Source organism: Pseudomonas lyxosi, from assembly GCF_047758685.1.
Lineage (GTDB): Bacteria > Pseudomonadota > Gammaproteobacteria > Pseudomonadales > Pseudomonadaceae > Aquipseudomonas > Aquipseudomonas lyxosi.
The window spans coordinates 1,201,700-1,221,757 of the sequence record NZ_CP180481.1 but is presented as its reverse complement, the minus strand read 5'-3'; the positions used below and the strand labels follow the sequence as shown (position 1 = coordinate 1,221,757).

Sequence of the window (20,058 nt, the reverse complement as noted above, 5' to 3'; positions counted from 1 at the left end):
TCTGCCGTGAGCTTTACCCCCGCCAACCGTTTGTTTCCAGCAACCCGCCTGCGTCGCAATCGCCGTGATGATTTTTCGCGTCGACTGGTCCGTGAAAACGTTCTGACCGTCGACGATCTGATCCTGCCGGTGTTCGTGCTGGACGGTGAAAACCGTCGCGAAGCGGTGGCGTCGATGCCAGGCGTCGAGCGCCTGACCATCGATCTGTTGCTTGAAGAAGCGGCCAAGTGGGTCGAGCTGGGGATTCCGGCCTTGGCGTTGTTCCCGGTGACGCCGCCGGAGCTCAAGTCTCTGGACGCCGCCGAAGCCTGGAACCCCAACGGCATTGCCCAGCGCGCCACTCGCGCGTTGCGTGCGCAATTCCCTGAACTGGGTGTGATCACTGACGTCGCCCTGGACCCGTTCACCACTCATGGCCAGGACGGTATCCTCGACGAAGAAGGCTACGTGCAGAACGACATCACCGTCGACGCACTGGTGAAGCAGGCACTGTCCCACGCCGAAGCCGGCGCTCAGGTGGTGGCCCCGTCGGACATGATGGACGGTCGCATCCAGGCGATCCGCGAAGCGCTTGAGCTGGCCGATCACGTCAACGTGCGGATCATGGCCTACTCGGCGAAGTACGCCAGCGCCTATTACGGCCCGTTCCGCGATGCGGTCGGTTCGGCGCTGAACCTGGGCAAGGCCAACAAGGCCTCGTATCAGATGGACCCGGCCAACAGCAACGAAGCCCTGCACGAAGTGGCGGCGGACTTGTCAGAAGGCGCGGACATGGTCATGGTCAAGCCAGGCATGCCGTATCTGGATATCCTCTACCGGGTCAAAGAAGAATTTAAAGTGCCGACCTTTGTTTATCAGGTCAGCGGTGAATATGCCATGCACATGGCGGCAATCCAGAATGGCTGGTTGAGCGAAGGGGTTATCCTCGAATCCCTGACCGCTTTTAAACGTGCAGGCGCTGATGGCATCCTGACTTACTTTGCCGTCCGTGCTGCTCAATTGTTACGAGAGCAAAAATAGCCCTCCCAGGAACATTCGATGAATACCGAAGTGCTCACTGAAGTTGCCGTAAAAGACGCTCAACCTGTGGTGGAGCAAATCGCCGAAACCCCGCCGGAACTGGAGCCTGCCGCTCCCGCGGCGGTGACCGAGACCGCAATAGCGGCGCCAGCGATTGCCATTCCCGGCCTGGATGACAGCAGCCTGTACATCCATCGCGAGCTCTCGCAACTGCAGTTCAACATCCGCGTGCTGGAGCAGGCGCTGGATGAGTCCTACCCGTTGCTGGAGCGGCTGAAGTTTCTGCTGATCTTCTCCAGCAACCTGGACGAGTTCTTCGAGATTCGTGTGGCCGGCCTGAAGAAGCAGATCACCTTCGCTCGTGAACAGGCGGGCGCCGATGGCCTGCAACCGCACCAGGCCCTGGCGCGCATCAGCGAACTGGTACACGGTCACGTCGACCGCCAGTACGCGATCCTCAACGACATTCTGTTGCCGGAACTGGAGAAACATCAGGTCCGCTTCATCCGTCGGCGTCACTGGACCACCAAGATCAAGACCTGGGTGCGTCGCTATTTCCGCGACGAGATCGCGCCGATCATTACCCCGATCGGCCTCGACCCGACGCACCCGTTCCCGTTGCTGGTGAACAAGAGCCTGAACTTCATCGTCGAGCTCGAAGGTATCGACGCCTTCGGCCGTGATTCCGGTCTGGCGATCATCCCGGCGCCACGCCTGTTGCCGCGCGTCATCAAGTTGCCGGAAGAAGTGGGCGGCTCGGGCGACAACTACGTGTTCCTGTCGTCGATGATCCACGCTCACGCCGATGACCTGTTCCAGGGCATGAAGGTCAAGGGCTGCTACCAGTTCCGTCTGACCCGAAACGCCGACCTCGCCGTCGACACCGAAGATGTAGAAGACCTGGCCCGCGCCCTGCGCGGCGAGTTGTTCTCGCGTCGCTACGGTGACGCGGTGCGCCTGGAAGTCGCCGACACCTGCCCGAAACATTTGTCCGACTACTTGCTCAAGCAGTTCAACCTGCACGAAACCGAGCTGTATCAGGTCAACGGTCCGGTCAACCTGACCCGCCTGTTCAGCATCACCGGCCTGGACAGTCAGCGGGCGCTGCAATACATGCCGTTCACCCCGCAGATCCCGAAACTGCTGCAGAACAGCGAGAACATCTTCAGCGTGATCAGCAAGCAGGACATCCTGTTGCTGCACCCGTTCGAGTCCTTCACCCCGGTGGTCGACCTGTTGCGCCAGGCTGCCAAGGATCCGCATGTTTTGGCGGTCCGTCAGACCCTGTACCGCTCCGGCGCCAACTCGGAAATCGTCGATGCGCTGGTCGATGCGGCGCGTAACGGCAAGGAAGTCACTGCGGTGATCGAGCTGCGTGCACGCTTCGACGAAGAGTCCAACCTGCAACTGGCCAGCCGTCTGCAAGCGGCCGGTGCGGTGGTGATTTACGGCGTGGTCGGCTTCAAGACCCACGCCAAGATGATGCTGATCTTGCGTCGCGAGGCTGGCGAGATTGTCCGTTACGCCCACTTGGGTACCGGCAACTACCACGCGGCCAACGCCCGTCTGTATACCGACTACAGCCTGCTGACCTCGGATGACGCCTTGTGTGAAGACGTCGGCAAACTGTTCAGCCAGCTGATCGGCATGGGTAAAACCCTGCGCATGAAGAAGCTGCTGCACGCGCCGTTCACGTTGAAGAAGGGCATGCTCGACATGATTGCCCGCGAGACCCAGTTCGCCCTCGACGGCAAACCGGCGCACATCATCGCCAAGTTCAACTCGCTGACCGATCCGAAGATCATCCGCGCGCTGTACAAGGCCAGTCAGTCCGGGGTGCGTATCGATCTGGTGGTGCGCGGCATGTGCTGCCTGCGTCCGGGCATTGCCGGGGTTTCGCACAACATCCACGTGCGCTCGATCATCGGGCGTTTCCTGGAACACACCCGGGTCTTCTACTTCCTCAATGGCGGCGAAGAGCAGATGTTCCTGTCCAGCGCCGACTGGATGGAGCGCAACCTCGACAAGCGCGTCGAAACTTGCTTCCCGGTCGAGGGCAAGAAGCTGATCATGCGGGTCAAGAAAGAGCTGGAGCTGTATCTCACCGATAACACCCACAGCTGGAGCCTGCAGGCGGACGGTCGTTACATCCGCAACACGCCGACGGGTAACCAGAACCCGCGTAGTGCGCAGGCGACTTTGCTGGAGCGTTTGGGCAGCCCGATTCTGACCGTTCGTTAACGCTGACGTCGGGTAATAAAAAATGGCGATCCCTGCGGATCGCCATTTTTGTTTTCACCGTCGTCTCCTGTAGGAGCGCAGCTTGCTGGCGATGGTGCCCGTGAGATCGCCATCGCCAGCAAGCTGTGCTCCTACAGGACCGTGTTTCAGCGAACGTTGAGCACGAAGCCGACGCGGGTCAGCCATTCCGCTTCCAGACCGAAGTCAGCCTGGGTCAGCTGGTTTTCATCCAGCCAGTTTTCCGGGAACAGCACATCCAGGCTGTCGCCATTGGCCTGCAGTACGACCTGAGGCATTTCCTGGGTACCGCGGATGTGATGGAACAGAATCGCAAAGCGCAGCAGCACGCACAGGCGAATCAGCTTGATGCCTTCATCGCCGAAGTCGGCAAACTTGTCCCGGGGAATGTTGCGGCGGTGGCCACGCACCAGTAGTGCAAGCATCAATTGGTCTTCGCGGGAGAATCCGGCCAGGTCCGAGTGCTCGATCAGGTAGGCGCCGTGCTTGTGGTAGTGATAGTGAGCGATGTCCAGGCCCACTTCATGGACCTTGGCGGCCCAGCCGAGCAATTCGCGCCAGACGCCGTCATCCAGATCCCAATCCTCAGCCACTTGATCGAAGGCATGCAACGCCTTGCGCTCAACCCGCGCCGCTTGTTCCAGATCGACGTGATAACGCTCCATCAACGAGCTGAGGGTACGCTCACGGACGTCTTCGTGATGATGACGACCTAGCAGGTCATAGAGCACGCCTTCGCGCAGGGCGCCTTCACAGTGGTCCATGCGTTGCAGTTCGAGTGCGTCGAAGATCGCTTCGAGAATCGCCAGGCCCGCCGGGAAGATCGCCCGACGGTCAGGCTTGATGCCTTCGAAGTCGATCTTCTCGACGTCGCCGAGCTTGATCAGCTTGCGCTTGAGCCAGGCCAGGCCTTGGGCGTTCACCTCGCCCGTGCCATGACCACCGGCCTTCAGCGCCAGGCCGATGGCGCGGATGGTGCCCGAGGAGCCGATGGCTTCATCCCAGGTCAGGCGATGCAGGGCGTGTTCGATGCTCATGATCTCCAGCCGCGCCGCCGTGTACGCCTGGGCGTAGCGGGCCGGGGTGATCTTGCCGTCCTTGAAATAGCGCTGGGTGTAGCTGACGCAGCCCATTTGCAGGCTTTCGCGCAGCAGCGGTTCGAAGCGCTGGCCGATGATGAATTCGGTACTGCCGCCGCCGATGTCGGCCACCAGGCGTTTGCCCGGGGTGTCAGCGAGGGTGTGGGACACGCCGAGGTAAATCAGGCGTGCTTCTTCACGGCCGGAGATGACTTCCACCGGGTGGCCGAGGATTTCTTCAGCGCGGCGGATAAATTCGCCACGGTTACGGGCTTCACGCAGGGCGTTGGTGCCGACGATCCGCACGGCGCCGGTCGGCATACCGTTGATCAGTTGGGCAAAACGCTTCAGGCAATCGAGCCCGCGTTGCATGGATTCTTCACTGAGCTGGCGCTCATCGTCGATGCCGGCGGCCAGCTGAACCTTCTCCCCGAGTCGTTCGAGAATACGGATTTCGCCGTTCTGGGCCTTGGCCACGACCATGTGAAAGCTGTTGGAGCCCAGGTCGATTGCGGCGATCAGGGACAGATTCTTGGCTTGGGATTGCGGCATGGTCAGGGGGTCTCGGTCGATAACCTCGACATCGTGCCACGATCAAACGCTGCCGCCAACGCGCAGAGCTTAAAGCGTTGATCCAGAGCAGCCTGGTCCGCCTGATCGTTCCCACGTTCCGCGTGGGAATGCAGCCCGGGACGCTCCGCGTCCCAAAAGCGGACGCAGAGCGTCCATTGAGGCATTCCCACGCGGAGCATGGGAACGATCAGATGGCGTGTTCCACGGTGCCAATGAAATTCGCCAGCTCCGTGGTCTGGGGATTCGCAAACAGAATCTTCGGATCCCCCACCTCATGCACCTTGCCCTGATGCATGAACACCAACTTATCCCCAACCTCCCGGGCAAAACGCATCTCATGGGTGACCATAATCAACGTCATCCCTTCTTTGGCCAGTTGCCGGACCACGCTCAGCACTTCATTGACCAATTCCGGGTCCAGCGCCGAGGTAATCTCATCGCACAGCAAGACCTTCGGCGACATCGCCAGCGCCCGGGCAATCGCCACTCGCTGTTGCTGCCCGCCAGACAACCGATCCGGGAAGGCGTCGAATTTCTCCCCCAGCCCGACCCGTTCCAACATCTCCCGCGCCAGTTCGGCCGCCTTGGCTTTCGGCACTTTCTGTACCACTTGCGGCGCGAGCATCACGTTTTCGCCGACCGTCAGGTGCGGGAACAGGTTGAACTGCTGAAACACCATCCCGACTTTCTGTCGCAAGCTACGCAGATCGGCACGGGCGGCGTCGAGGTAGTCGCCGTCGACTTCAATCACGCCGTCGTTGATCGATTCCAGACCATTGAGGGTGCGCAGCAATGTGGATTTACCCGAGCCGCTGCGGCCGATGATCGCCACCACTTGGCCTTCCTCGACACTGAGGTCGATGCCTTTGAGCACATGGTGGTCGCCGTAATATTTATGCAGCGCCGAAATTCTAAGCAGAGGCATGCAGTCTCCTTTCCAGGTAGCGGGCACTGAGGGACAAGGGGTAGCAGAGCAGGAAGTAACCAAGGGCCACGAGGCCGTAGACCATGAACGGTTCGAAGGTCGCGTTGGCGAGCATGCCGCCGGTCTTGGTCAGTTCGGTGAAGCCGATGATCGAGGTGACGGCGGTGCCTTTGACCACCTGCACGGAGAAGCCCACGGTCGGTGCCACGGCGATCCGCAGGGCTTGCGGCAGGATCACGTAACGCAGTTGCTCCAGCGGGTTCAGCGCCAGGCTCGACGAGGCTTCCCACTGGCCGTTGGGAATCGATTCGACGCAACCACGCCAGATCTCCGCCAGGTAGGCGCTGGTGAACAGCGTCAGGGCAATCGCCGCGGCCATCCACGGCGAAATCTCCACGCCGGCCAACGCCACGCCGAAGAACACCAGAAACAGCTGCATCAACAATGGCGTGCCCTGGAACAGTTCGATGTAGGTGCGGGCGAAATTGCGCGGCAGGGATTTTTTCGAGATGCGCATGACCATGATCAGCAAACCGATCAGTCCACCACCGATAAATGCCACCAGCGACAGCGCCAGGGTCCATTGCAGGCCGGTAAGCAGGTTGCGTACGACGTCCCAGAAGGTGAAATCGCTCATTGGCTGCTCCTTGCGACAAAACGGCGGCCAATCCAGTTCAGCAATTGGCGGATCAGCAGCGCCATGCACAGGTAGAGCAATGTGGTCAGGGCGTAGGTTTCAAAGGCGCGGAAGTTGCGCGACTGAATGAAGTTGGCGGCGAAGCTCAGCTCTTCGGTGGCGATCTGTGAGCAGACCGCCGAACCCAGCATCACGATGATGATCTGGCTGCTCAATGCCGGCCAAACCTTGCCCAGCGCCGGCAGCAGCACCACATGGCGAAAGGCTTCGAAGCGCGTCATTGCCAGCGCCGCAGCGGCTTCCAGCTGTCCTCGAGGGATTGCCTGGATGCCGGCGCGGATGATCTCGGTGGAATAGGCGCCGAGGTTGATCACCATCGCCAGCACCGCCGCCTGCCACTCGGAAATCTGCACGCCCAGTGACGGCAGGCCGAAGAAGATGAAAAACAACTGCACCAAAAATGGCGTGTTGCGGATCAACTCGACGTAGACCGCAAAAATGCCGGCGAACGGACGGATGTTCCACGCCCGCACCAGCGCCCCGACGATGCCCAGACCCACCCCAAGCACTGCGCCGATGGCCGTCAGTTCAAGGGTGAACAGCGCACCGCGCAGCAGCAGGTCGGTGTTGTGCACCACCGGTATGAAATCGAACTGATAAGCCATGTTCAGTCTCCGCAACGACGATCAGAGATCGGCCGGCAGCGGCTCTTTGAGCCAGGTCCGGGAGTTCTTCTCCAGCGCGCCATCGGTCTTGGCGGTGGCGAGGATCTGATTGACCTTGTCCAGCAGCGCCGGCTCGTTTTTGTTCACGCCGACGTAGACCGGCGAGTCCTTGAGCTTCACTTTCAGCGCCGGAATGCGTTTCGGGTTGCGCTCGCTGATGGTCACCATCACCACGTTGCCGCTGGCGATCAGATCAACTTGTCCGGCGAGGTATGCGGCGATGGTCGAGTTGTTGTCTTCGAAGCGCTTGATGGTCACGCCTTCGGGCGCGACTTTAGTCAGCTCGATGTCTTCGATGGCGCCACGGGTGACGCTGATGGTTTTGCCCTTGAGGTCGTCCAGGCTTTTGATGCTGGCGTCTGGCGGACCGAACACGGCGAGGTAGAACGGCGCGTAGGCACGGGAGAAGTCGATGACTTTCTCGCGCTCGGGGTTCTTGCCGAGGCTGGAGATCACCAGATCGACCTTGCCGGTGGTCAGGAACGGAATGCGGTTGGTGCTGTTGACCGGCGTCAGCTCGAGTTTGACCTTGAGTTGGTCGGCCAGCAGCTTGGCGGTGTCGATATCGAGGCCGCGCGGTTTCATGTCCGGGCCGACCGAGCCGAAGGGCGGGAAGTCCTGAGGCACGGCAACCTTGAGGACGCCGCGCTTGACCACATCCTCCAGACCGTCGGCGTGGGCGGGCGCCTGGCTCAGCATCAGGCTGGCAAACAGGGCGGCGAGGAGGGCGCTGTAACGCTGGGTCATGGCAAATCTCCGAATCGGCGAGAAGTGAATTCTGCGGATCGACAGAGCATGGGCCGTGCCAACATCGGGTTTTGGGGGCGCAAGGCCACGGTTTTGCTGGTATCACTCGGTCTTACTGGTCTGAACAGTCAGGCGCGGTTTCGCACCCCGATAGCGCATCGCCGGAATTCGCCGAACCCCCATGGGGCACGACTTGCCGGGCGTCGCGAATAGCTTTACAACTAGCCGCTCATTAGCCCGGTTTCTCTGAAAAACCATGAACTCGATCTCCCGAGCCGTACCTGAAGTGGCGTTGCAAGCCATCCGCAAACTGATCACCGAGCAAGGTTTTGGGCCGGGCGATGCCTTGCCCTCGCAACGGGACCTGGCGGTGCAATTGGGGGTCAGTCGGGCGTCGCTGCGCGAAGCGTTGTCGTCATTAAGTGCGTTGGGGGTGATCAGCATCCAGCCGGGCAAAGGCGTGTTCGTGCAGTCACCGGTTGATTTACCGCGAGGTGATGCGGCGCTGAGTTGGCCATTTGCGGCGCAAGCCTCACCGCTCGATATCTTCCAGTTGCGCTATGCCCTGGAAGGCTTTGCCGCCGGTTTGGCGGCGGTGACCCTGAGTACTCACGAACTCGATGCCCTGGAAGATAACGTCGCCGCCATACGCATCGAATTGAAGGCCGGCGACTTCGAGGCCGCGGCGCGACTGGACTTCGAGTTTCACCGACGCATTCTGCTGGCGAGCGGCAATCAGGCGATGCTGAGTATCCTGACGGCCAGCGCCGACATTTTTCTAGAGAGCCAGAAACTACCGTTCATCCGGGCGGAACGGGCCATGGAAACCTGGCAGGAACACCGCAAAATCCTCCGGGCACTAGCCCGGCGTGCGTCTGGCGCTGCGCAGAAGGCCATGCACGAACATGTGCGTAACGCGGCACTGCGCACAGGAATTGCCTTCGTCGCTCCCGCCACCTCGTGACTTGGGCTATACCCAAACTCATGCGGCACCATAGCGAGACTCAATCATCTGCACCTTCCTGAACGAGGGAAGGGCGGCTATGATGGGCCACGTTTTTTTGCTTACAACCTGGAGACTTCCATGAGCAGCGATCTTATTAAACACGTCACCGACGCTAGCTTCGACGTCGACGTCCTCAAGGCCGAAGGCGCTGTACTGGTCGACTACTGGGCTGAATGGTGCGGCCCTTGCAAAATGATCGCTCCTGTTCTGGACGAAATTGCTGAAACCTACAAAGGCAAGCTGACCGTTGCCAAACTGAACATCGACGAAAACCAGGAAACTCCGGCCAAGCATGGCGTGCGTGGTATCCCGACTCTGATGCTGTTCAAGAACGGCAACGTTGAAGCGACCAAGGTTGGCGCACTGTCGAAGTCGCAACTGGCTGCCTTCCTCGACGCCAACATCTAAGCGTCGTTTAAAGCGTCATCAAAAAGGCCCCGCACATCGCGGGGCCTTTTCGTTATTGAGGGCTAGACGCTCCGAAACTCAGGTGGTACATTCGGCCCCGCACTGGTTTCTCCACTGCCCCCTGCTAGCCGTCGCCGACGCACTCCTTTTCGAATAAGTACGCGATCCTGTCGCCTTCTCTGCGGCGCGGCCTCATTAAGCCAAAAGCTTAATTTCCCCCCCTCCATAAATGATTACGTCATTCCTATATGAATCTGACTGAACTCAAGCAAAAGCCGATTACCGAACTGCTCGAATTGGCCGAACAGATGGGCATAGAAAATATGGCCCGTTCGCGCAAGCAGGACGTGATTTTCTCCCTGCTCAAAAAGCACGCTAAAAGCGGCGAGGAAATCTCCGGTGATGGCGTGCTGGAGATTCTCCAGGACGGCTTCGGCTTCCTTCGCTCCGCTGACGCTTCCTATCTCGCCGGCCCAGACGATATCTACGTCTCGCCGAGTCAGATCCGTCGCTTCAACTTGCGCACCGGTGACACCATCGTTGGCAAGATCCGTCCTCCAAAGGAAGGCGAGCGTTATTTCGCGCTGCTCAAGGTCGACACGATCAACTACGATCGTCCCGAGAACGCGAAAAACAAGATTCTCTTCGAGAACCTGACCCCGCTGTTCCCGACCGTGCGCATGAAGATGGAAGCCGGCAACGGTTCCACCGAAGACTTGACCGGTCGTGTCATCGACCTGTGCGCCCCGATCGGCAAAGGCCAGCGCGGTCTGATCGTTGCACCGCCGAAAGCCGGTAAAACGATCATGCTGCAGAACATCGCAGCGAACATCGCTCGTAACAATCCTGAAGTTCATCTGATCGTATTGCTGATCGACGAACGTCCGGAAGAAGTGACCGAAATGCAGCGCACCGTGCGCGGCGAAGTGGTTGCCTCGACGTTCGATGAGCCGCCAACCCGCCACGTGCAGGTTGCCGAAATGGTGATCGAGAAGGCCAAGCGCCTGGTCGAACACAAGAAGGACGTGGTGATCCTGCTCGACTCCATCACCCGTCTGGCTCGCGCCTACAACACCGTGATCCCGAGCTCCGGCAAAGTACTCACCGGTGGTGTCGATGCCCACGCCCTGGAGAAACCGAAACGTTTCTTCGGCGCCGCGCGGAACATCGAAGAAGGCGGTTCGCTGACCATCATCGCCACCGCGCTGGTTGAAACCGGCTCGAAGATGGACGAAGTGATCTACGAAGAATTCAAAGGCACGGGCAACATGGAACTGCCGCTGGATCGTCGTATCGCCGAAAAACGCGTCTTCCCGGCCATCAACATCAACCGTTCCGGCACCCGCCGCGAAGAGTTGCTGACAGCCGACGACGAGTTGCAACGCATGTGGATCCTTCGCAAGCTGCTGCACCCGATGGACGAAATCGCTGCCATCGAGTTCCTGGTCGACAAGCTGAAAACGACCAAGACCAACGATGAGTTCTTCCTGTCGATGAAACGCAAGTAAGTCGAACGGGCCAAAAAGCCGGGGAAACCCGGCTTTTTGCTATCTGATTTTTGATGAACCGGCAGTTCGTGGTTCTGAATAGAGGGGTTCGGCGCTAAACTGCCACCCCCGAACGGCACGGCCAACACGAGGCTCACGCATGCAGTATCGCGACTTGCGCGACTTTATCAGCGGCCTGGAAAAGCGCGGCGAACTCAAGCGCATCCAGGTTCCGGTGTCCCCAGTGCTCGAAATGACCGAGGTCTGCGACCGCACCCTGCGTGCCAAAGGTCCGGCTCTGCTTTTCGAAAAGCCCACGGGTTATGACATCCCGGTGCTCGGCAACCTGTTCGGCACCCCTGAGCGCGTGGCGCTGGGCATGGGCGCAGAAGCGGTCAGCGAATTGCGCGAGATCGGCAAACTGCTGGCGTTCCTCAAGGAACCCGAGCCGCCGAAAGGCCTGAAAGATGCCTGGTCCAAGCTGCCGATCTTCCGCAAGATCATCGCCATGGCACCGAAAGTGGTCAAAGACGCGGTGTGTCAGGAAGTGGTCATCGAAGGCGACGACGTCGACCTCGCGATGCTGCCGGTGCAGACCTGCTGGCCGGGCGACGTCGGCCCGCTGATCACCTGGGGGCTGACCGTCACCAAAGGTCCGAACAAGGATCGCCAGAACCTCGGCATCTACCGTCAGCAAGTGATCGGCCGCAACAAGGTCATCATGCGCTGGCTCAGTCACCGTGGCGGCGCGCTGGATTACCGTGAGTGGTGCGAGAAGCATCCTGGCCAGCCGTTCCCGGTGTCCGTGGCGCTGGGCGCCGACCCGGCGACGATTCTTGGCGCGGTGACTCCTGTGCCGGACAGCCTTTCCGAATATGCTTTCGCTGGCTTGTTGCGCGGCAACCGCACCGAGCTGGTGAAGTGCCGTGGCAACGACTTGCAAGTTCCGGCGACCGCCGAGATCATCCTTGAAGGCGTGATCCATCCGGGCGAAATGGCCGATGAAGGCCCGTACGGTGACCACACCGGTTACTACAACGAAGTCGACAGCTTCCCGGTGTTCACCGTCGAGCGCATCACCCACCGGATCAAACCGATCTACCACAGCACCTACACCGGCCGTCCGCCGGATGAGCCGGCGATTCTCGGCGTGGCGCTGAACGAAGTGTTCGTGCCGATCCTGCAGAAGCAGTTTCCCGAGATCACCGACTTCTACCTGCCGCCCGAAGGTTGCTCGTACCGCATGGCCATCGTGACCATGAAGAAGTCGTATCCCGGCCATGCCAAGCGGGTAATGCTCGGTGTCTGGTCGTTTTTGCGACAGTTCATGTACACCAAGTTCGTTATCGTCACTGACGACGATATCAACGCACGCGACTGGAACGACGTGATCTGGGCCATCACCACGCGCATGGACCCCAAGCGCGACACGGTGATGATCGACAACACGCCGATCGATTACCTGGACTTCGCCTCGCCGGTTTCCGGTCTGGGTTCGAAGATGGGGCTCGATGCCACGCATAAATGGCCGGGCGAAACCACTCGCGAGTGGGGCCGGGTGATCGTCAAGGACGAAGCCGTTACCCAGCGGATCGATGCCATCTGGAATCAGTTAGGAATAGATTGATGCGTGTAACCTTGCAGCCCTCCGGAGCAGTGCTACAGATTCTGCCCGGCGAGCGGATTCTCGATGGCGCGCGGCGGCTGGGCTATGAATGCCCGCAAAGCTGTCGAAACGGCAATTGCCACGTGTGCGCTGCACTGCTGGTGGAAGGGCGGGTCGAACAGGAAGGCGGTGTGCGCGACCATGGCGAGTTCTACACTTGCATAGCAGAGCCGCTGGAAGACTGCATCGTGCTGTGGGATGGCGTGCTCGCGCTGGGAGAATTGCCGGTGCGCAGCTTGTCGTGTCAGGTCATTGAATGCAGGGATGTCGGCGGCGATACCTGGCGTGTGCGTCTGCGAGCACCGGCCGGCAAGCCACCGCGTTATCACGCCGGTCAGTACTTGATGATCGAGCGCGAGAACGGTGAGAAGTCCGCGTTCTCCCTGGCCTCGGCGCCACATGGCGGGCGTGATCTGGAAATCCATGTGCTGGCGCGCGAAAGCAGTGCGCTGAGCCTGATCGACCAGTTACAACGCAACCCGATGGTGCGAATCGAAATGCCATTCGGCGACACCCATCTGGCTGAGTTGCCGGACGGTCCGCTGGTGCTGATCGCCGCGGGTACCGGCATGGGCCAGATCCATAGCCTGATCGAACATTGCCGCGCTACGGGCTTCAAACATCCGGTGCATCTGTATTGGGGTGTGCGTCGTCCCGAAGATTTTTACGAGATCGAACATTGGGATGAATGGCTGAAACTGCCCAATCTATTCCTGCATAAAGTCGTCAGCGATCAATGCGGCTGGCAGGGGCGCTGCGGGATGTTGCATGAGGCGGTGTGTGAGGACTTCCCTGATCTGAAGTCTTTGCATGTGTATGCCAGCGGCTCACCGGCCATGGTCTACGGCACGCTGGATGCTTTGGTCGAAGCCGGGATGGACGCTCATCAAATGCGTGCGGATGTATTTGCGTACGCGCCTCGATCTTGATCCCCGCTCTTAATCGTTATAACTCCCTATATAGCCGATCGGTATTTATAAAATTATATAAATGCCGGTAGGTTATATGTCATCCAGGCAAATATTTAAGAACTGTGCCATGGCACTTAAATTGCCTTAAAACATATGTGCCTTATTGTTACAGCGGTGCGTTCTATTAAGTAATTCTTCACCCGCGGGGAGCTGAACGCTAATCGCCATGAGCGCCATTGAATCTGCTTTTTTGAATCTGGCTTACCCTCCGCGGCTCGATCTGGGGCCGCAGCTCACGCACGAACAATTGCTCAGCTCAATGCAGTCGACCATGGCGCGCCACAAGGGCGGGCCGGTGTGGCTGTTCGCTTACGGTTCGCTGATTTGGCGTCCTGAATGCGCAGCGGTGGAGCGAGTGCGCGGTCGTGTGCATGGCTACCATCGCGGTTTGTATTTGTGGTCCCACGAACATCGCGGCACACCCGAAGTGCCTGGGCTGGTATTCGGCCTGGATCGCGGTGGTTCTTGCAGCGGCTTCGCCTATCGCTTGCCTGAAGAACAACTTGAAGCATCCCTTTACGCACTTTGGCAGCGCGAAATGCCATTCCCGTCCTATCGCCCGCACTGGCTCAACTGCCGTCTTGAAGACGGAAGTCAGGTTCAGGCGTTGGGGTTTGTATTGGAGCGGCATCTGCCCAGCTATGCGGGCAACTTGCCGGATCACGTGCTGAGCCACGTGTTCGAAAACGCTTGCGGGCGTTACGGCACCACTCGCGATTATGTCGAGCAGACCGCCCACGCCCTGCGTAGCCACGCCATGCCAGACCGGAATCTGGAGGCGCGGCTCAAGCGCTGCAAATCAAAGGCCGATCAGGCGATTGCTTCGCGACTTTGACTGGCGACTTGTTTGTGCCACAGCGTCGGCGCAAGGAAGGCCATAGCCAGTAAGCATGCGCCGATCAGCAGCACGAAACCGCCGTCCCAGCCGAAGTGGTCCACGGTGTAGCCCATCGCTGCACTGGCCGCGACCGAACCACCCAGATAACCGAACAGACCCGTGAAGCCCGCTGCCGTACCGGCGGCTTTCTTCGGTGCCAATTCCAGCGCCTGCAGGCCGATCAGCATCACCGGGCCGTAAATCAGGAAGCCGATCGAGATGAGCGCGATCATGTCGACCGTCGGGTTGCCGGCCGGGTTGAGCCAGTACACCAGGGTCGCCACAGTCACCAACGCCATGAACACCATGCCGGTCAGGCCACGGTTGCCACGGAAGATCTTGTCCGACATCCAGCCGCACAACAGCGTGCCCGGAATACCTGCCCATTCGTAGAAGAAGTAGGCCCACGATGTTTTATCCACGGTGAAGCCCTTGGCTTCTTTCAAGTAGGTCGGTGCCCAGTCCAGCACGCCGTAGCGCAACAGGTAGACGAAGACGTTGGCCAGGGCGATGTACCAGAGCATTTTGTTGCGCAGCACGTATTTGACGAAGATTTCCTTGGCACTGAATTCTTCTTCGTGGCTGGCGTCGTAGCCTTCCGGGTAGTCGTTCTTATACTTCTCGATAGGCGGCAGGCCCACCGATTGCGGGGTATCGCGCATGGTGACGAAGGCAAAAACCGCCACCGCCATGGCGACCGCCGCCGGCACGTAGAACGCTGCGTGCCAGTCATTGAACAGGCCCATGCCGAGCAGGAACAGCGGGCCGATCAGGCCGCCACCGACGTTATGCGCCACGTTCCACAAGGACACTACGCCTCCGCGTTCCTTCTGCGACCACCAGTGCACCATCGTCCGCCCACTCGGTGGCCAGCCCATGCCTTGGGCCCAGCCATTGATAAAGAGCAGGATGAACATGATGGTCACGCTGGACGTCGCCCAGGGTGCGAAGCCGAAAATGAACATCACACCGGCCGATACCAACAGGCCGAAGGGCAGGAAGAAACGCGGATTGGAACGGTCGGATACGATGCCCATCAGGAACTTGGACAGGCCGTAGGCAATGGCGATGGCCGACAGCGCCAGGCCCAGCTCGCCGCGGGTATAGCCCTCTTCGATCAGATAGGGCATGGCCAGGGAGAAGTTTTTGCGCAGCAGGTAATAGCCGGCGTAGCCGATAAAAATCCCGGCGAAGATCTGCCAGCGATGGCGTCGGTAGGTGCTGTCTATTTTTTCTTCAGGCAATGGAGCCTGATGTGCGGCAGGACGAAAGAAAGCAAACATTCAAGAGCTCCAGATTTCTTGTTTTGACTGCGGATGCGAATGTTACAGTTTCGTTACCGAAAATAGCACCGGTGCGCATCGGCCAAATAGCGGAAATGCTGGAGAATGCATGTTCTTTTATGAACATGTCGCTCAGGTATAAATGTAGGGCGTTGTGGGAAACGTTACTTGCAGGTCGACATGCCGCATTTCGGTCCAGGGTAGGACGAGTCTTTGGGAAATGTCCTTCGTGTGAATGGGAAGTCGTGGCGTTCTGTTCCCAGTCGTCGAGCCTTAACCTTTACGCAGCTGCCAGCTCTGGCATTTCAGTTGTGAAGGGGAGGGGTTATGCGGTGGTTTGCGTGCGTGCTTTTGTTGGTTGTGGCGGTTGGTGTTCGGGCCGAGGAAGTGTTTCTGATACCGGAAAACAATCCCAGACCGATTTACCCTCCAGCATTGCAAAGAGCCGGTATCACCGGTGATGTCCGAGTCAGATTTACCGTCAGTTCCGATGGCTCAGTCAGCAAGGTCAGCATTTTACAAAGCGACCATCCTGATCTGGCTGAAGCGGTCAGGGTCGCGATAGAGCAGTGGCGGTTCAAATCTTGGGCGGTTGAAGGGGACAAGCCCACTGAGCTGGTGGTGATTGCGCCAATGGCGTTTTCGCTCGGTTCGGATACTTCGCTTCATACCAACCAATGGCTTAAAGAATTGAGGTGCCGCGATCTCAACGAATCACTGGTTGATTTCCCAGAGCACGGCTGGGTTGATTCATCCGTGTTTCATTACACTCGTGCTTATCTGTCGAATACGTTTATCAAACATCAATTATCGAATGAGCAGCGTCTGGCTTTGATTACCAAGCTCAATAAGCGAGTACCGAAAATCGTCAGGGACTGCCGGGCGAGTCCGGTTCGCAAGTACATGAGTTTGCTGCCGGAGGAAATTCGGAAGTTGCTTTAACACCGGGCAATAAAAAAGCGGTCTGGATAAACCAGACCGCTTCATTGGGCTCAGCGAACCTGAACCACCACTTTCCCGACCGCTTTGCGCTGGCCAAGATCATTGATCGCCTGCGCCGCATTGCTCAGTGGATACACTTGCGACACCAAGGGTTTCAGCTTTCCTTCGGCAAACCAGCCAAACAATTGCTGGAAGTTTGCCGCGTTGTCTTGAGGTTGGCGCTGGGCGAACGAGCCCCAGAACACACCCACCACCGCTGCGCCTTTGAGCAGCGCCAGGTTCACTGGCAATTCAGGGATGCGACCGCTGGCAAAGCCGACCACCAGCAGACGGCCGTTCCAGGCAATGGCGCGGATGGCTTGATCGAACAGGTCGCCGCCCACCGGGTCGTAGATCACGTCGGCGCCCTGGCCATCGGTCAGGCGCTTGATTTCGTCCTTGAGGCTGGTTTCGCTGTAGTTGATCAGCTCATCGGCACCGGCAGCCTTTGCCACCGCGAGTTTTTCGGCGCTGCTGGCGGCGGCGATCACGCGGGCGCCCATGGCTTTGCCGATTTCCACAGCGGCCAGACCGACACCGCCGGAAGCGCCGAGTACCAGCAAGGTTTCACCCGGTTGCAGGTTGCCCCGTTGCTTAAGCGCGTGCATCGAAGTGCCGTAGGTCATGCTGAACGCGGCGGCGGTGTTGAAGTCCATCGATGGCGGGATGGGCAGCACGTTGTAGCCCGGCACCGCGACCTGTTCGGCAAAACTGCCCCAGCCGGTCAGCGCCATGACCCGATCACCGACCTTGAGGTGGCTGACCTTTTCGCCTACTTCGCTGACCACGCCAGCCGCTTCGCCGCCCGGGGAAAACGGGAAGGGCGGTTTGAACTGATATTTACCCTCGATGATCAGCGTGTCCGGGAAATTCACCCCGGCGGCGTGCACGTCCAGGAGGATTTCATTCTTCTTCGCGACAGGACTGGCGACGTCTTCCAGCACCAGCGATTCGGCGGGGCCGAAGGCTTTGCACAGCACGGCTTTCATCAGGGCTATTCCTTTGGGAGTGATGGCCGATAAGTGTAGGTGTGTGAGTCGATGGGTCAACGAGCATGCCCGGCCCTGATAGTCAGCCATAAGCTTGTGCTTGAGCGGCGGGTCGTTATGCTAGGCCGCAAACCGGATAAGGAGCGAATTGTGAAAGCGTGGATCATGTTGTTGCTGGCCCTGTCTCTGCCTGTGGCAGCGATGGCCGAAGAAGCCAAAGAAGGTGCAGCTCCGAAGGTCAATTACATCACCCTGAGCCCGCCGTTCGTGGGCAACTACGGGCTGGACGGCACGCCGAAGCTCAAGGTCTACAAGGCCGATGTGGCGTTGCGAGTGACCGGTGATGAGGCGACCAAACTGGTGAAAGCCAATGAGCCGTTGATTCGTAATCAACTGGTGGCGTTGTTTGCCCAGCAGACCACTGAAGCGATGAACAACGTCGAGGCCAAGGAAAAGCTGCGTCAGGAAGCCCTGAAACAGACCCAGCAAATCATGAACGATGAAACCGGCAAGCCTGTGGTTGAGGATCTGTTGTTCAACAACCTCATTATCCAGTAAGTCCTTCGCTGTCCGGGCGGGCCTTATCGCGGGCAAGCCCGCTCCCACAGGACTTATGGTGACGCGCAATCATGTGCTCACTGCAGAACCCTGTGGGAGCGGGCTTGCCCGCGATGACAATCTGAGAGGCGCAGAAAATTTTACGGCTTGAGCGCAATCACCGCCGCCCATTGCTCCGCCGTCACCGGCATCACCGACAGTCGCGAGCCTTTTTGCACCAGCGGCATCTCGGCCAGCGCCGCCTGCTGTTTCAGATAATCCAGCTTGAGCACTTTGGGAAACGTCTCGACATGCGCGACATCGATCGCGCTCCAGGCGTTTTTCTCTGCCGTGGCTTTCGGATCGTAGTAATGACTCTCCGGCTCCAGCGCCGTCGGGTCCGGATACGCGGCTTCGACGATCTTTCCGATCCCGGCGATCCCCGGTTCGGGGCAGCTGGAGTGATAGAAGAAAAACTCGTCGCCCACGGCCATGGCCCGCAGGAAATTACGCGCCTGATAGTTGCGAACCCCGTCCCAGCGCGCTTTGCCAAGCGTCTCCAGGCCCTTGATCGAGAGCTCGTCGGGCTCGGATTTCATTAGCCAATAAGCCATGGTTTTTGCTCCTTGCGAAGTGGGTGGGCAAGTTGTCGGGGGATTTTATGACAAACCGACGGTCGGTTGACGCCAGCGTTTGCGTGTCGGTTCACGTTGTCGCAAAATGCCGGCCTTCTAAGCTTGACGCTGCTGCACGGCCTACACCTACAACGGAAACCGCTGCTGTCATCGTGTTGATGTGCCTTTGGGGGGCAATCGATGAAACGCAAACCGGATTTACTATGGATTTTGGTTATTTTGTTCGGCCTCGGCGTCGTGACCACCGGCTATGCCCAAAGCCTGTGGAGCAACAAGACCGACGCTCCGATCGAAATCGCGCAGCAACAACAGCCGACGGCCTTCAAGCGCTGAACCTGTCTTCGGACGCCGCTGAGTCCAGTGGCGTCTAGCCGGCGAAATACCGCGCCTTGTCTGTCACCGTTCCCTGTAACGGCACATCCCAGCTCGCTTGAGCCAATCGTTCGACCTTCTGACATTCATGGGCCAACCCCAATAGCGTCGGCTTGCGCCAGTTTTTACGTCGTGCCAGGTACGCCAGGCTTCGATCATAGAAACCACCGCCCATGCCCAGGCGTCCGCCGACATCGTCAAACCCGACCAATGGCAACAGCACCAGATCGAGCGCCCAGACTTTGCGTTGCCGGGCGAGGTTGTGCCGGGGTTCGAGAATACGAAAGCGGTTGGGTTTCAGTTTTTCGCCGGGGCGAATTCGCTGGAACACCATTTTGGTTCGCGGCCAGGCGCTGAGCACCGGCAGATAAGTCGCCTTGCCCCGACGTTGAGCGGCACGCAGCAAAACACGCGGGTCGATTTCACCGTCAGTGGGCAAATAGAGAGAGATATGTTTTGCGCGGCGAAACAGCGGGTGCTGAGCCAATTGCGTGTACAGCCCGCGAGCGGCCTGGCGCTGCTGACTGGGTGTCAGTGCGCGGCGGGCCTTGCGCAGCATGCGTCGAAGTTGCGGGCGGGGCAGCAGCGCAGGTTCGGTCATGAATTCGGGCTTCGGCAGTGCGGGTACATAAAGCGTACCCGTAAAAAAGCCGATGCCGGTATTTAAACCGGCATCGGACTGGAATCAGGCTCCCCGGATGTACCGCTGTCGACTTAGCCCTTGAACCCGAAAGTTCAAGGTGGAAGATGCAGTAGGCTTTAAGGCTTTCCGTCTAGCGGACATGCACACCAGCCCAACGTGCAACCTCCAGGGTATAGCAAATCGGCTCAGGGACATCGCCAACTGGCAAGCACCCCAGGGAGTGATGCGAGTATACCCC

At 59.2% G+C, this 20,058-nt stretch carries 20 protein-coding genes and 1 other RNA gene; 11 read left to right on the top strand and 10 right to left on the bottom strand.

The annotated features are described in order from the left end of the window. The first annotated feature begins 6 nt into the window (after nt 1–6). A complete protein-coding gene (gene hemB / locus ACMXYI_RS05790) occupies nt 7–1,020 on the top strand; it encodes a porphobilinogen synthase (RefSeq protein ID WP_008150323.1) in 1,014 nt (337 codons plus the stop codon). Between the two features lie 18 nt (nt 1,021–1,038). After that, a complete protein-coding gene (ppk1, locus tag ACMXYI_RS05785; protein ID WP_415772160.1) occupies nt 1,039–3,261 on the top strand; it encodes a polyphosphate kinase 1 in 2,223 nt (740 codons plus the stop codon). A gap of 146 nt (nt 3,262–3,407) precedes the next feature. Here the strand turns inward: ppk1 and ppx are convergent, their stop codons facing one another. The 5 genes from ppx to ACMXYI_RS05760 form a co-directional block, all read right to left on the bottom strand. Continuing rightward, nucleotides 3,408–4,910, bottom strand: a complete 1,503-nt coding sequence (gene ppx, locus ACMXYI_RS05780; protein ID WP_415772158.1) for an exopolyphosphatase — start codon at nt 4,908–4,910, stop codon at nt 3,408–3,410. A gap of 208 nt (nt 4,911–5,118) precedes the next feature. Continuing rightward, a complete protein-coding gene (locus ACMXYI_RS05775; RefSeq protein ID WP_415772156.1) occupies nt 5,119–5,856 on the bottom strand; it encodes an amino acid ABC transporter ATP-binding protein in 738 nt (245 codons plus the stop codon). Continuing rightward, complete coding sequence (locus ACMXYI_RS05770) at nt 5,843–6,493, bottom strand: amino acid ABC transporter permease (RefSeq protein WP_415772154.1); 651 nt, start codon at nt 6,491–6,493, stop codon at nt 5,843–5,845. Before ACMXYI_RS05770 ends, ACMXYI_RS05775 begins: the two co-directional genes overlap by 14 nt. Next, nucleotides 6,490–7,158, bottom strand: a complete 669-nt coding sequence (locus ACMXYI_RS05765) for an amino acid ABC transporter permease (protein ID WP_415772152.1) — start codon at nt 7,156–7,158, stop codon at nt 6,490–6,492. The genes ACMXYI_RS05770 and ACMXYI_RS05765 overlap by 4 nt, the downstream gene beginning before the upstream one ends. Nucleotides 7,159–7,179: 21 nt before the next feature. After that, entirely contained in the window at nt 7,180–7,965 is a 786-nt protein-coding gene (locus ACMXYI_RS05760) for a transporter substrate-binding domain-containing protein (RefSeq protein WP_033060641.1), read from the bottom strand. A gap of 256 nt (nt 7,966–8,221) precedes the next feature. Here ACMXYI_RS05760 and ACMXYI_RS05755 point away from each other — a divergent pair, with 256 nt between their 5' ends. The 6 genes from ACMXYI_RS05755 to ACMXYI_RS05730 all read left to right on the top strand — a co-directional run bounded on the left by ACMXYI_RS05755 (nt 8,222) and on the right by ACMXYI_RS05730 (nt 14,338). Next, nucleotides 8,222–8,929, top strand: coding sequence for a FadR/GntR family transcriptional regulator (locus ACMXYI_RS05755; protein WP_415772150.1), 708 nt, complete (start codon nt 8,222–8,224; stop codon nt 8,927–8,929). Between the two features lie 120 nt (nt 8,930–9,049). Continuing rightward, nucleotides 9,050–9,379 carry a thioredoxin TrxA gene (gene trxA / locus ACMXYI_RS05750; RefSeq protein ID WP_008150340.1) on the top strand — a complete coding sequence of 110 codons (330 nt, stop codon included), beginning with the start codon at nt 9,050–9,052 and terminating at the stop codon, nt 9,377–9,379. 248 nt (nt 9,380–9,627) lie between these two features. Continuing rightward, nucleotides 9,628–10,887, top strand: a complete 1,260-nt coding sequence (rho, locus tag ACMXYI_RS05745) for a transcription termination factor Rho (RefSeq protein WP_007942421.1) — start codon at nt 9,628–9,630, stop codon at nt 10,885–10,887. 139 nt (nt 10,888–11,026) lie between these two features. Next, nucleotides 11,027–12,493 (top strand): 4-hydroxy-3-polyprenylbenzoate decarboxylase, encoded by a 1,467-nt coding sequence (gene ubiD / locus ACMXYI_RS05740; protein WP_056738783.1) that lies wholly within the window; start codon nt 11,027–11,029, stop codon nt 12,491–12,493. Then, the gene (locus ACMXYI_RS05735; protein ID WP_415772148.1) at nt 12,493–13,461 is read left to right on the top strand and encodes a CDP-6-deoxy-delta-3,4-glucoseen reductase; all 969 of its coding nucleotides are present in this window, start codon (nt 12,493–12,495) and stop codon (nt 13,459–13,461) included. The genes ubiD and ACMXYI_RS05735 overlap by 1 nt, the downstream gene beginning before the upstream one ends. Before the next feature lie 208 nt (nt 13,462–13,669). Next, the gene (locus ACMXYI_RS05730; protein WP_129440131.1) at nt 13,670–14,338 is read left to right on the top strand and encodes a gamma-glutamylcyclotransferase; all 669 of its coding nucleotides are present in this window, start codon (nt 13,670–13,672) and stop codon (nt 14,336–14,338) included. Here ACMXYI_RS05730 and glpT read toward each other — a convergent pair. Continuing rightward, a complete protein-coding gene (glpT, locus tag ACMXYI_RS05725; protein WP_415772147.1) occupies nt 14,314–15,663 on the bottom strand; it encodes a glycerol-3-phosphate transporter in 1,350 nt (449 codons plus the stop codon). The two genes, ACMXYI_RS05730 and glpT, sit on opposite strands and share 25 nt — an antisense overlap. Nucleotides 15,664–15,990: 327 nt before the next feature. Here glpT and ACMXYI_RS05720 point away from each other — a divergent pair, with 327 nt between their 5' ends. After that, the gene (locus tag ACMXYI_RS05720; protein WP_415772145.1) at nt 15,991–16,605 is read left to right on the top strand and encodes an energy transducer TonB; all 615 of its coding nucleotides are present in this window, start codon (nt 15,991–15,993) and stop codon (nt 16,603–16,605) included. A gap of 50 nt (nt 16,606–16,655) precedes the next feature. Here ACMXYI_RS05720 and ACMXYI_RS05715 read toward each other — a convergent pair whose 3' ends face one another. Then, nucleotides 16,656–17,633 (bottom strand): NADPH:quinone oxidoreductase family protein, encoded by a 978-nt coding sequence (locus tag ACMXYI_RS05715; RefSeq protein WP_008150352.1) that lies wholly within the window; start codon nt 17,631–17,633, stop codon nt 16,656–16,658. Between the two features lie 150 nt (nt 17,634–17,783). Here ACMXYI_RS05715 and ACMXYI_RS05710 point away from each other — a divergent pair, with 150 nt between their 5' ends. After that, nucleotides 17,784–18,191: a flagellar basal body-associated protein FliL gene (locus tag ACMXYI_RS05710; protein WP_033060630.1), complete on the top strand. Its 408-nt coding sequence runs from the start codon at nt 17,784–17,786 to the stop codon at nt 18,189–18,191. Nucleotides 18,192–18,331: 140 nt separating this feature from the next. Here the strand turns inward: ACMXYI_RS05710 and ACMXYI_RS05705 are convergent, their stop codons facing one another. Further along, on the bottom strand, nt 18,332–18,784 hold the full coding sequence (locus ACMXYI_RS05705) for an EVE domain-containing protein (RefSeq protein WP_415772143.1): 453 nt from the start codon (nt 18,782–18,784) through the stop codon (nt 18,332–18,334). Nucleotides 18,785–18,985: 201 nt separating this feature from the next. Here ACMXYI_RS05705 and ACMXYI_RS05700 point away from each other — a divergent pair, with 201 nt between their 5' ends. After that, nucleotides 18,986–19,138, top strand: a complete 153-nt coding sequence (locus ACMXYI_RS05700) for a hypothetical protein (RefSeq protein ID WP_415772141.1) — start codon at nt 18,986–18,988, stop codon at nt 19,136–19,138. A 34-nt stretch (nt 19,139–19,172) separates the two neighbouring features. Here ACMXYI_RS05700 and ACMXYI_RS05695 read toward each other — a convergent pair whose 3' ends face one another. Continuing rightward, nucleotides 19,173–19,778 carry a 5-formyltetrahydrofolate cyclo-ligase gene (locus tag ACMXYI_RS05695; protein ID WP_129440141.1) on the bottom strand — a complete coding sequence of 202 codons (606 nt, stop codon included), beginning with the start codon at nt 19,776–19,778 and terminating at the stop codon, nt 19,173–19,175. A gap of 86 nt (nt 19,779–19,864) precedes the next feature. Continuing rightward, nucleotides 19,865–20,043, bottom strand: a non-coding RNA gene (ssrS, locus tag ACMXYI_RS05690) — 6S RNA. Nucleotides 20,044–20,058: the final 15 nt, after the last annotated feature.